Raw genomic sequence first — 12,446 nt, 5'->3', positions numbered from 1 at the left:
TCTTCTACTTTTAAAACAACCTAGCGTTAAAATTAATTATTGTTTCTTCTATCCAAGAATATTCAGGTAATTCTTTTAATTTGTCAATCAAATCTAAAGACAATTCCTCGATTCCTAATAAAGCTCCTGAAATCTGTCCTGCTATGGAACAATTCGTGTCGGTATCACCTCCTATTTCAATCAGTTTTTTAAACATTTGGTCCACTCCTAATTGTTTTACCATATTTGCCGCAGCAATTGCTAACGGAATTGAATCTACCACATAGCCGCTATTCCCTTTTTTACCTATTTCTAATAGATCATCAATATCTTTTATTGCTATCAATCGATCTCTTAATCGAGTATCTGGTAATTTAGGAATAAGTAACTCTATTAAATTTTCTTCTCCTGTCCATTCATTATTTAAAGCTGATTTTATAGCAAACCATACACATAAAGCTCCAACATAAACCTCATCGTTATTATGAGTAATTATACTAAAATCTCTTATCTGTTCTCTAGAAATATTTTCGAAAAAAGCCAAAGGAGCAACTCTCATTGCTACACCATTACCAGCAGCATACTCGCCTTTACGACCTGTAAATCTCCAATGTATTCCTGCATTTAGTTCTGTAAATGCTTTCAGAGTACTAGCACCAATGCCTGTAATTTTACCTTTTCTAAAGTATTCAGCATACTTTTGAGCAAAAGCATTCATATTTATACTTGTGTCTTCTATGATAACTTCACTAGTTGCTAGTGTCAACTGAGTATCATCTGTAATTTTCCAATGAAGTGTTTCTTCTTTTGGTTTTCCAAATAAATAAAACGTTGTCTTCTCTTCTTCTTTTTTGTTCACATTTTCAAACGCACTACCATATGCATCACCTATTGCTCCACAGATAATACACCCTTCAAATCTTTTTGACAATTTCATATAATCTACCTATTCTTTAGGCAAAAACATCAATTTATATTCTGATTTTTCTATTTCTTCTTGATTTAACTTCATCTTTACATAACCTCCATTTAAATATTTTTCAGCTTGATCTTTATAAAATTCGCTAAATCTATTTCCACTTTGTCCAGTTGGTATAATAGCAATACTATTTTCTACATCAGCAAAATCAATCACTCTTCTTGAAGAAGGACCAGCAGTAGTCTTATAAACTCCTGTACTATCAATATTAAAAATATGATTATTAATTACTTCTCCACCTCCATGAGTTTCAAATGGACCTACATTAAAAATCTTACCTAATATACCTCCGGCTTGCCCTATTGCGTGTTGATGTGTTACAGTCATTACTCGTTTCCATTCCCAATTATCAACTTTACTTCCTAATTGATTATTTAAAAACGATACTGCATTTTTAAAAGATGTATTAATTATATTCTTTTTATCTTCTTTTACTTCTTTAGTAACTACATTATCCCACCAAACAGACTCTGATTTATTCATTTGTAATGCAATCATTTTTCTGTAAAACGGAGTACCGTCTATCATTTGTAAGAAACCTTTTTTTCCCATTTCATCTTCAAAAGTGTTCTTTAAAAACTCATATACAAATCGAGTATAAACAGTTGCACCAATAGACTCTTTCTTGTAATCGCCATCCCAATTTACTAAAAACTCATATGCCTTTTTTTCTGATTCATTTAATTTTGCAACATCTATTAAACTACTGTTTTCTTTTATCAAACCTGTAGCTACCAATGATTTTACATCGTACAACATTTCTGCCATGTCTTCAGTTGTAAAATCATCTTTTACCTCTAACAATGAAGTAATTCTTTTGGCTCTATCTTCAGGTAAATAATACCCCGGATATAACTTACCTCGAATAGAATCTGGTTGGTTATTTGCTGAATACACATAACCCCAATCAGGGTTTATAGCTTGTGGATTATCATCAAAATCATAAAAACATGTAATTTCATCTTTTCCTGTACTTCCTTCTAAATACAATTTGGTATTTACACTATCTCTATATTCATATAATTTTGCTGCAGCAAACCAAGCAATGTTATCTTTTGCATCGCCATACATAATATTTAGTCCTGGAGCATGAATTTTAGCAACTCCTTTTTTAAATTCTTCTAATGAATTTGCATGCGACATTTCATAACATATATCTAATAACTTATTTGGCAAATGTGTATAAATCCACTTCATTGCAATTGGTCTATCGTCTTCAATTTGCTCTAAAATATCGTTCATTATAGGTCCGTGCTTACTTACCTTAATTTTATAAATAGAATCTTTTTCATCTTTAACCTTAATTCTCTTTTCTAAAACTTCATAAGCATTATAACCTTCTGGTGTTTTGTATTCTAATTCATTATTAGGATTATTTTTTTCAACATAAAAATCTACATCGTCATTTTCAAACATTGTCATTCCATAAGCATAGTTTCTATTATGCCCTAGAAGAGGAAATGGTGTTAACGCTAAATTAAAGCCATACATTTCGTAAGTAGGTGTTTTAATATGATTTTGATACCAAATTGCTGGTTGAAAAAATCTTATATGTGGATCGTTTGAAAAGATTACTTTGCCATCTTTTGTTTTTTTAGGACCTACTACCCAAGCATTACTTCCCATTAACGTAGGTACAGGAAGATGATTCATTATCTTGTTTATTTCAGCAGATAATTGCGCTTTTATAATTGGATTTTTTGCATTTTTTATAAACGTGCTTCCCTTAGGAGTAATACCTAATTCCTTTACATAAGCTTCACCATATTTTTCGTTAATTTCATTTAACAAAGGATCTGTTTTATGTGCAGCAGCAAAACTAAAAGCCATATAACCAAAAACATTGTACATGTCTTTTAATGTATATTTTTCTTTTTCAATACCTAATAAATAAAATTCTAAAGGAGTCTTACCATGCTCCATAAAACTATTCACGCCTTCTAAGTATGCTTCAGTTAACTTATAAGCTTTAGAAGTTTTATCTAAATTTTCTATTGTTTTTTTAGAAGCTTCCTCTATTCCTAAACCAGAAAAAAACTTATCTGTTCTAATCAAATCTTTTCCAAACATTTCGCTTAACCTTCCAGCGGCAAGTCTTCTAAATAACTCCATTTGCCAAAGTCTATCTTGCGCATGTACATAGCCAAAAACTTTAAAAGCATCTTCTTCATTTTGCGCATTAATATGAGGTACCCCATTTTCATCGTAAAAAACGGTAACTGCATCTTTCAGGTCTAAGTTTTTTAATTCACCACTATACTTTGGTTCCAAGCTTTTTCCAATAAAAAAAACAGTAACACCAATTAATAATAAAACAATGATTAGAAATCGAAAAATCTTTTTGAATACTTTCATGCTATGTAGGATAATTTATCAAATATAACAGTTTTAAATTTTGTACTTTTGAAGAGAAATAAATTAGGTTTTTAAATGAGAAAAATCCATATGGTTGACTTACAAAGTCAGTATCAAAAAATAAAGGAAACAGTAGATGCATCTATTCAAGAAGTTTTAAATTCTTCATCATATATTAATGGTCCTTATGTGAAAGAATTTCAAAAGGATTTAGAAGATTATTTAGATGTAAAACATGTGATTCCTTGTGCTAATGGTACAGATGCGTTACAAATAGCTATGATGGGATTAGATTTAAAACCTGGAGACGAAGTTATTACAGCTGACTTTACATTTGCTGCTACAGTAGAAGTTATTGGTTTATTAAAACTAACTCCTGTTTTAGTAGATGTAGAACCTGATACTTTTAATATTGATATTGAAGCGTTAAAAAAAGCAATCACTCCTAAAACAAAAGCCATTGTTCCTGTTCATTTATTTGGTCAGGTTGCCAATATGGATGCCATTATGGAAATAGCAAACGCTCATAATCTTTTTGTTATTGAAGATAATGCCCAAGCAATTGGTGCTAATTATACTTTTAAAGATGGAAGTAAAAAGAAAGCAGGTACTATTGGAAATGTAGGAACTACTTCTTTCTTCCCTTCCAAAAATCTTGGATGTTATGGTGATGGTGGTGCAATTTTTACGAATGATGATGATTTAGCACATACTATTAGAGGTATTGTTAATCATGGTATGTACAAACGTTACTATCATGATGTTGTTGGAGTAAATTCTAGACTAGATAGTATTCAAGCGGCAGTTTTAAAAGCTAAGCTACCATTATTAGATTCTTATTGTAATGCCAGAAGAAAAGCTGCAGTATATTACAATAATGCTTTTAAAAGTAACGAGCATATTATAACACCTACAACTTCATCTTGTGGTGAAATTTGCCCAACATGTGACTGTCATGTTTTTCATCAGTACACATTACAAATTACCAATGGTAAAAGAGATGAGTTACATCAGCATTTATTAGATAATGGTATTGCAAATGCAATATATTATCCTGTGCCTTTACATAAACAAAAAGCTTATGTTGATGATCGTTATAACGAAGAAGATTTTAAAGTAACAAATACGTTAATTGATACTGTAATTTCTCTTCCAATGCATACCGAACTAGATGAAGAACAATTAGCTTTTATTACTAAAACAGTTAATGATTTTTTAAGTTAATTCCTTAACTAGCAACAATGAGTCAAAAAATTAGTTTATTACAAGTTATTCATTTTACTCTAATTTTAGGTATTTGTATAGCTTATGCTGTTCTTGCTGATATAAAAAACATTTTTAATTTACAAATAGATACTGACTCATTGCCTTATGCGTTTATCCCTATTGGTTCTTATTATTTAAGTAACATCGTTTTTAAATCGATTTTAGGTAACATTAAAAGGGAAAACTCAAATGAAGAAAAAATAACTTTTTATCAATCTGCTTCTATTGCTCGTTGGGCTATCTTAGAAGTAGGTTGTTTTATAATATTATTTATTAAACCAGACTTTGCTTTACTTGGTTTGGTAATTGTAATATATATGTTTCTAATCAGACCTACTAAAAAAACTACTTTAGATCAACTAAATATAAAAGAAACAGAAATACATTAACAAATAATGAAAAAAATTTTAGTTACTGGTGGACTTGGTTTTATTGGTTCGCACACGGTTGTTGAATTACAAAACACTGGATTTGAGGTTATAATTATTGATGACTTATCAAATTCTTCGATAGATGTTTTAGAGAACATTACCAAAATAACTGGTACACAACCAGCATTTCATAATATTGATTTACGCATCAAAAAAGATGTAAAAAACTTTTTCGACACAAATAAAATAGATGGAATTATTCATTTTGCAGCTTTTAAAGCTGTAGGAGAAAGTGTTCAAAATCCGTTAGATTATTACGAAAACAATATTGGGAGTTTAGTATATCTGTTGCAAGAAATGAGAGATCGTAACTTAGATAACTTCATTTTTAGTTCTTCATGTACTGTATATGGTCAAGCAGATGAGTTGCCTATTACAGAAAACGCCCCTACAAAACCAGCAGAATCTCCATACGGGAATACAAAACAAATTGGTGAAGAAATTATCAGAGATACTTGCAAAGCAAACAGCCTTAATGCAATTGCATTACGTTATTTTAATCCTATTGGAGCTCACGACAGTGTTCATATTGGTGAATTGCCTCTAGGTGTTCCTCAAAATTTAATTCCGTATGTTACACAAACAGCTGCAGGAATTAGAGAACAACTATCTGTTTTTGGTGATGATTATGATACTGCTGATGGAACTGCTATTAGAGATTATATTCATGTTGTTGATTTAGCAAAAGCTCACATTGCTGCACTACAGCGCTTACTTGAGAAAAATAATAAAACCAGTTTTGAATTTTTTAATGTAGGTACAGGTAAAGGTAGTTCTGTTTTAGAAGTTATAAAGGCTTTTGAAAATGCAACTGATCAAAAATTAAATTATAAAATCGTAGGAAGAAGAGAAGGTGATATTACCGCAGCATACGCTGATACTACAATTGCCAATAAAGAACTTAACTGGAAAACAGAAAAAACCTTAGAAGAGGCTCTTAACTCTTCATGGGAATGGCAAAAAAAACAATTATAAATATCATTTTATAAATTATAAAAATACCCTGATAGATTAATATTATTATGGGTATTTTTGTTTTTCTAAACAATTGGTTAGTTTTGTAATGTAAATGGCAAGAAAAAAACAATACATAGAGGAAGAGGTTATTCAAAAAGCAATGAATTTGTTTTGGAAGAATGGTTATGAAACAACCTCAATGCAAATGCTTGAAAAAGAAATGGGCATTAATAAATTCTCTATTTATGCTAGTTTTGGAAGTAAAAATGGTGTTTTTTTAGCCAGCTTAAAGTGCTACAAAGAAAAACTAAAAGTTATTACAGAAAAATTAAAAAATTCAAATAGTGGTATAACTGGTATTCAAGAATACTTTTACGACTTTTTAGATTTTTCAAAAGAAAATGACTTAAGAAAAGGATGTTTAGTTACTAACACAGCCAATGAGTTGAATGAAGACTCTGATAAAGATATAAGAGAACAGCTTTTTATTTTCACTAATTATATTAAAAGTTTGTTCCATAAAAATCTTGCACAAGAAAATCGATTATCTGATACTAAATTAGAAGAACTTAGTGATTATTTAATTGTATCTATGTACGGATTAGCATCTGCATCTAGAGTATTCAATAAAGTTCAATTAGACATATATATAAAAAACATATTTAACAATTTTTGATTTTTTTTAACCAATAACTAAACGATTGTTTAGTTATTAAAATTCTAAATAAATATTATGAGCAATTTTAAAATTCACACTATCGAAACTGCACCAGAGGCAAGTAAACCATTATTAGAAAATTCAGTAAAAGCTTTTGGTATGGTACCAAATTTACATGCTGTAATGGCTGAATCTCCAGCTACTTTAGAAGCATATCAAAATTTACATCATTTATTTTCTGAAAAAACTGCCTTCAATGCTGAAGAACTTACTGTTATATGGCAAACAATTAATGTAGAAAACGAATGTCATTATTGTGTTCCTGCACACACAGCCGTGGCAAATATGATGAAAGTAGATCCTGCTATTAGTGAGGCTTTAAGAAATGAAACTAAATTAGCTAATGAAAAATTACAAGTACTTCGTGAAACTACTTTAAAAATAGTACAAGAAAGAGGTTTCATATCTGAAGATGATGTTGCTACTTTTAAAAATGCAGGATATGACAATCAACACTTATTAGAAATTTTATTGGGTTATTCTCAAAAGATATTAAGTAACTATACAAATCACCTTGGAAAAACTCCTGTTGATGCTCCTTTCGCTAAATTTGCTTGGAGTAAAACAACAGTATAATTATCAATAAACTGTAAATAAGTTAACCCCTCAGAAATTATTAAATTTTTGAGGGGTTTCTATTTTAATTAGTGAATATATCAATCTTAATAAATAACAATTTTAATTTTATTAATTTCATAACCTAAAATCAAACATATAAAATGAAAAAAATATTTTTCACACTAGTCATAATGGCTCTTTTTAGTTGTGATACGGAAACTAAATCATCTAAAAAAGATACTAAAAACTTAAAAATTGATTATGAAAAAATAACTTTAGATAATGGTTTAGATGTTGTTTTTCATGTTGATAAATCAGATCCTGTTGTTGCTGTAGAACTTATGGTACATGTTGGTTCGGCAAGAGAAATTGAAAATAGAACTGGTTTTGCACATTTATTTGAGCATCTATTATTTTTAGAATCTGAAAACTTAGGGAAAGGTGGACTTGATAAAATGAGTGCTCGTATTGGTGGTTCTGGTGCAAACGGATCTACCTCTAGAGATAGAACTAACTATTTACAAACTGTACCAAGTGATGCTCTAGAAAAAATGATTTGGGCTGAAGCTGATAAATTAGGATGGTTTATTAATACTGTAACTGAACCTGTACTTGCTAAAGAAAAACAAGTCGTAAAAAATGAAAAAAGACAAAGTATTGACAATAGACCTTATGGACATAAACAATACGTTATAGATAAAAATTTATATCCAAAAGATCATCCATATAACTGGCAAGTAATTGGTTCTTTGGAAGACCTTCAAAATGCTACGGTAAATGATGTAAAAACGTTTTTTAAAAAATGGTATGTTCCTAACAATGCTACTTTAGTTTTAACTGGTGATATTAATGTTGCTGAAGCTAAAAAATGGGTACATAAGTACTTTGATGAAATTCCAAGAGGAGAAGACATAGCTCCTATTCAAAAAAGACCTGGTGTTATTACAGAAAATAAATTACTAGTTTATGAAGACAACTTTGCTCGCTTACCTGAACTAACACTTACTTGGCCTGTAGTTGAGCAATATCATAAAGATGCCTATGCATTAGATATTTTAACTGAATATTTATCTACAGGAAAAAATGCTCATTTAAATAAAATATTAGTTGATGATTTAAAATTAACTGCCTCAACTTCTATGTATAATTATACTTCAGAATTGGCAGGGCAAGTTCAATTAGTAGTGAGAGCTTTTAATGAAGTTAAATTAGATGATGTAAAAAAAGGAATTGATCAAGCTTTTACGGATTTTGAGACTAATGGTATTCCGCAGAAGGATTTAAATAGAATTAAAGCAGGTCTTGAAACTGATTTTTACAGAAGTCTATCTAGTGTGTTAGGTAAAGGATCTCGTTTAGCTTCTTATAATACATATACTGGTGATCCGGGTTACGCAACTAAAGAATTGAATCAAGCATTAGCTGTTACCGCTGAAGATGTAATGGCAGTTTATAATAAGTATATCAAGGCTAAAAACTTTATCGCTACTAGTTTTGTTCCAAAAAATCAGCAAAATTTAGCATTAACAAATTCTGTTGAAGCTATTATTAAAGAAGAACAAATTATCGCAGGATCTGAGGAAGATTTTGACGCTTCAATAGCTGCTACTTACGAAAAGACTCCTTCTAGTTTTGATCGTTCTGTTGAGCCTCCTTATGGTAAAAAACCAGAGATTAAAATTCCTGAAATTTGGAAAACTAGTCTTGACAATGGATTACAACTTTACGGTACCACAAATAGTGAAGTCCCTCTAGTTGAATTTAATATTGTTATTGAAGGTGGACAACTGTTAGAAAAAATGGACAAACTAGGAGTAGCAAACCTAACTGCCAATATGTTAGAAAAAGGTACTGCTAATAAAACAGTTAGTGAATTAGAAGATGCTATTGCTCAATTAGGTGCTTCAATATACGTGTATGCTACTAAAAGAAACATTGTAGTATCTGCTACAACTTTAAGCAAAAATTACAACAAAACTATTGATTTGGTTACTGAAATGCTTTTACAACCTAGATGGGATGAAAAAGAGTTTGAGTTAATCAAAAAGAGCGCTATTACAAGATTAAGACAACAAGAAGCCAGTCCTAGAGCAATTGCTAGTAATGCTTATAATCAATTAATTTATGGTGATGATGTAAGAGCTAAAAACATTTTGGGTAGTGTTTCTTCGGTAACTAACATTACCATTGATGATTTAAAAACATATTATCAAAATTATATTTCTCCATCAATTTCTAAAATGCATGTTGTTGGAGATATTTCTAAGGACAAGGTTACTGCTTCTTTAACAAGCTTGAATAAAGAATGGAATGCAAAAGAAGTAACAATTCCTAATTTTAAAGCTATTAAACAACCAGAAAAGTCTACGGTATATTTTTATGATATTCCAAATGCTAAACAATCGCAACTTCGTTTTGGTACTCCTGCAATGTCATTTAATAGCCCTGATTTTTATCCTGCTAACGTGATGAATTATATTTTAGGTGGTGGTGGTTTTGCTTCTCAATTAACTCAACAGTTAAGAGAAGGTAAAGGATATACTTACGGAATTAGATCTAGATTTAGCGGAAATAAAACAGATGGAACTTTTACTATATCTAGTGGAGTAAGAAGTAATATCACTTTAGAAGCATCAACTCTTGTAAAACAAATACTAGAGAATTATGCCAAAAATTATAATGAAAAAGACTTAGCAACAACTAAAGGATTCTTAATTAAAAGTAATGCTCGTGCTTTTGAAACAATGAGAGCTAAATTAAACATGCTAGAAAACATAAGTAGCTATAATTTAAATGCTGATTATGTAAAGGACAGAGAAAAGATTGTTTCTGAAATGACAATTCCTAGAATTCAAGAGTTAGCTAATAAATATGTAGATCCAAATAAAATGATTTGGTTAGTAGTTGGTGATGCAGAAACTCAATTAAAAAGAATGAAAGATTTAGGTTTTGGTGAGCCTGTTTTATTAAATAAAACTCAAATTAAAGTTAAACAATAAAATAAAAAAATCTATCAATTAAAATTGATAGATTTTTTATATAATTAATAATATGGAAAAACTGTATATCCATTTTTTATTGTTCAGTGCCTTTCATGGTATTTTGTTAACCTTTGTTTTACTTTTTAAAAAGAGGAGTTCAAAAAACATGTTATTGGTCTTATTACTTTTTACTTTTTCTTTATATTTAATAGAACTTTTTTTAGTTAATGTTGGTTTTATAAAGAGAGTACCATCTCTAATGCTTATAACCTATCCTACTATATTTGCTATAGGTCCGTTAATTTTATTGTATAGTAAAAAACTTTTGGAGTTAAAAATATCAAATCATAAAAAGATCATTATTATTAGTATCCCTATAATTATATATCTTTCTTTTATACCTTATTATTTACTTGATGGAGAAACAAAAATAAACTGGTCCTGGTATTCTAGTAACACAAATTATTTAAGTCATATTAAATTTTTTCTACAAAAAACTTTTTTTATTGTTTACACATTTATTTTTTTGTTTTTCACTTTAATAGAAGGTAGAAATATACTTTTAGATTCAAAAAAAACAGATAAAAAAATTCCTCCTAAAAATTATAAATGGTTTAAAATTTTTGTACTTAGTTTTATTATTTTACTGATAATTGAATTAAATGTTATCCTATTTTTTGAAAAAACTAACGCTCTGATTTTTACTTTATTTTTAGCTTTATTTATTCACTTTTTTATCTATTCAATTATTATTAATCCAGAGTTTTTCTTTGATTTAAAAACGAATTTAATCAAATATCGAAACTCTCCAATTACTCCGTCTGATGCTTCTAAAATTTCAACAAATTTTATTCAATACCTAGAGGTAAATAAACCTTATTTAAATGATTCTTTTGATCTTAAAACTGCAGCAACTCATCTAAACATACCTAAACATTATTTATCTCAGGCTATAAGTCAAAATTTAAAATCTTCTTTTTCTAAAATAATAAAGGAATATAGAATTAAAGAAAGTATTAATTTACTAATAGCAGATCATTTAAAAGAGCGAAAAATTATAGACATTGCATTTGATTCTGGCTTTAAAGATATTTCTAATTTTTATAGAACTTTTAAAGAATTAAAAGGAATGACTCCATCTAGTTTTAGAGATAAAAACATTTAATTTTTTGTTAATTTTTTAAAAATAAACTTGCATAAAATTAATTACCATACATAATAACTAATTCATATCTCATATTTGCTTAAAACTTTAAACATATAATAATGAGAAAAAATATATCATTAATAATGATACTTTTAAGTTTGTCTTCAATATGGGCACAAGAAGATCCTGTACTTAAAGATTTAGTTAGATTCAATAGACCAACTACAAGTCCAAGAGCTGAGGTATCTCAAAAAATTGGAATTAACTTTATTAAAGTCAATTATGGTAGACCAAATGTAAAAGGTAGAAAAATTTTTGGAGGTTTACTTCAATATAATAAAATATGGAGGTTGGGTGCCGATTATCAAACTATTATTGATTTTCAAAATGAATACAAAATACAAGACAAAATTGTCAAAGGAAAATATGCTTTATATGCTATTCCTAATGAAAAACATTGGACAATTTATTTCAACAAAGATGTAAAAGGTTGGGGGCAATATACCTACAGAAAAGAAAATAATATTTTTGAATTTAAAGTACCTGTTGAAAAGGCTTCTGAGTTTACAGAAACTTTTACCATAAATTTCATAAATACTTCTATGAATAAAGGTGAAATTATATTTCAATGGGAAAACACTAAAACTAAGCTACTTATAAGTGCTAGTGAAAATCATAAAAAAGAAATAGATTTTAACATTACAGCAGCTTTAGGTTTAAATGAAAAAAGTATTGGATACAAATACTACCTAGCAAGTGAATATTTATTTATAAACAATAAAGATTCAAAAAAAGCACTAGAATACATACAAAAAGCTATAGACACAGGAAATAATGCTTTTTATACTCATTACTTAAAAGGAGAAATTTTATATACAATGGGAAATTTTAAAGAAGCTGTAAAAGCTGCTAAAGAAGCTAAAAAGAATTTATTTAAAGGTTTTTCAAATCCTGAATGGGAAAATAAAATAGATTACGCTATTATGAACTGGAAAAAATAACATTTTAATTATATAAATAAAAATACCATTTTAAACTTGAAATTGATAACCAACTTCTATTTTTAATTAATTTC

General features: G+C 28.8%; 10 protein-coding genes. 8 read left to right on the top strand and 2 right to left on the bottom strand.

Annotated features, from left to right (window positions below; all coding sequences use genetic code 11):
- Nucleotides 1–10: 10 nt before the first annotated feature.
- Together EYW44_RS10900 and EYW44_RS10895 are read right to left on the bottom strand one after the other, a co-directional pair.
- Nucleotides 11–916 carry an ADP-ribosylglycohydrolase family protein gene (locus EYW44_RS10900; RefSeq protein ID WP_132723702.1) on the bottom strand — a complete coding sequence of 302 codons (906 nt, stop codon included), beginning with the start codon at nt 914–916 and terminating at the stop codon, nt 11–13.
- Between the two features lie 9 nt (nt 917–925).
- On the bottom strand, nt 926–3,313 hold the full coding sequence (locus EYW44_RS10895; RefSeq protein ID WP_132723701.1) for a penicillin acylase family protein: 2,388 nt from the start codon (nt 3,311–3,313) through the stop codon (nt 926–928).
- A gap of 75 nt (nt 3,314–3,388) precedes the next feature.
- Between EYW44_RS10895 and EYW44_RS10890 the strand changes: the two genes are divergently transcribed.
- From EYW44_RS10890 to EYW44_RS10855, 8 genes are all read left to right on the top strand, one after another.
- Nucleotides 3,389–4,537, top strand: a complete 1,149-nt coding sequence (locus EYW44_RS10890; protein ID WP_132723700.1) for a DegT/DnrJ/EryC1/StrS family aminotransferase — start codon at nt 3,389–3,391, stop codon at nt 4,535–4,537.
- Between the two features lie 17 nt (nt 4,538–4,554).
- Nucleotides 4,555–4,968, top strand: a complete 414-nt coding sequence (locus EYW44_RS10885) for an MFS transporter (protein WP_132723699.1) — start codon at nt 4,555–4,557, stop codon at nt 4,966–4,968.
- A 6-nt stretch (nt 4,969–4,974) separates the two neighbouring features.
- Entirely contained in the window at nt 4,975–5,985 is a 1,011-nt protein-coding gene (gene galE / locus EYW44_RS10880; RefSeq protein WP_132723698.1) for a UDP-glucose 4-epimerase GalE, read from the top strand.
- A gap of 94 nt (nt 5,986–6,079) precedes the next feature.
- Complete coding sequence (locus EYW44_RS10875) at nt 6,080–6,643, top strand: TetR/AcrR family transcriptional regulator (protein WP_132723697.1); 564 nt, start codon at nt 6,080–6,082, stop codon at nt 6,641–6,643.
- Between the two features lie 57 nt (nt 6,644–6,700).
- Nucleotides 6,701–7,261, top strand: a complete 561-nt coding sequence (locus EYW44_RS10870) for a carboxymuconolactone decarboxylase family protein (RefSeq protein ID WP_132723696.1) — start codon at nt 6,701–6,703, stop codon at nt 7,259–7,261.
- A 143-nt stretch (nt 7,262–7,404) separates the two neighbouring features.
- The gene (locus EYW44_RS10865; RefSeq protein WP_132723695.1) at nt 7,405–10,242 is read left to right on the top strand and encodes a M16 family metallopeptidase; all 2,838 of its coding nucleotides are present in this window, start codon (nt 7,405–7,407) and stop codon (nt 10,240–10,242) included.
- Between the two features lie 508 nt (nt 10,243–10,750).
- Nucleotides 10,751–11,389 carry a helix-turn-helix domain-containing protein gene (locus EYW44_RS22185; protein WP_165872202.1) on the top strand — a complete coding sequence of 213 codons (639 nt, stop codon included), beginning with the start codon at nt 10,751–10,753 and terminating at the stop codon, nt 11,387–11,389.
- Nucleotides 11,390–11,490: 101 nt separating this feature from the next.
- Nucleotides 11,491–12,372 carry a DUF2911 domain-containing protein gene (locus EYW44_RS10855; RefSeq protein WP_132723693.1) on the top strand — a complete coding sequence of 294 codons (882 nt, stop codon included), beginning with the start codon at nt 11,491–11,493 and terminating at the stop codon, nt 12,370–12,372.
- The last annotated feature ends 74 nt before the right edge of the window (nt 12,373–12,446 follow it).

The organism is Tenacibaculum sp. M341 (assembly GCF_004337695.1).
Taxonomy (GTDB): Bacteria; Bacteroidota; Bacteroidia; order Flavobacteriales; family Flavobacteriaceae; genus Polaribacter.
This window is presented reverse-complemented; position numbering and strand designations above follow the sequence as displayed.

Excerpts from the sequence above, each read along its gene's own strand:
- EYW44_RS10900 (WP_132723702.1), bottom strand. The coding sequence starts at position 916 with ATGAAATTGTCAAAAAGATTTGAAGGGTGTATTATCTGTGGAGCAATA.
- EYW44_RS10895 (WP_132723701.1), bottom strand. The coding sequence starts at position 3,313 with ATGAAAGTATTCAAAAAGATTTTTCGATTTCTAATCATTGTTTTATTA.
- EYW44_RS10890 (WP_132723700.1), top strand. The coding sequence starts at position 3,389 with ATGAGAAAAATCCATATGGTTGACTTACAAAGTCAGTATCAAAAAATA.
- EYW44_RS10885 (WP_132723699.1), top strand. The coding sequence starts at position 4,555 with ATGAGTCAAAAAATTAGTTTATTACAAGTTATTCATTTTACTCTAATT.
- galE (WP_132723698.1), top strand. The coding sequence starts at position 4,975 with ATGAAAAAAATTTTAGTTACTGGTGGACTTGGTTTTATTGGTTCGCAC.
- EYW44_RS10875 (WP_132723697.1), top strand. The coding sequence starts at position 6,080 with ATGGCAAGAAAAAAACAATACATAGAGGAAGAGGTTATTCAAAAAGCA.
- EYW44_RS10870 (WP_132723696.1), top strand. The coding sequence starts at position 6,701 with ATGAGCAATTTTAAAATTCACACTATCGAAACTGCACCAGAGGCAAGT.
- EYW44_RS10865 (WP_132723695.1), top strand. The coding sequence starts at position 7,405 with ATGAAAAAAATATTTTTCACACTAGTCATAATGGCTCTTTTTAGTTGT.
- EYW44_RS10855 (WP_132723693.1), top strand. The coding sequence starts at position 11,491 with ATGAGAAAAAATATATCATTAATAATGATACTTTTAAGTTTGTCTTCA.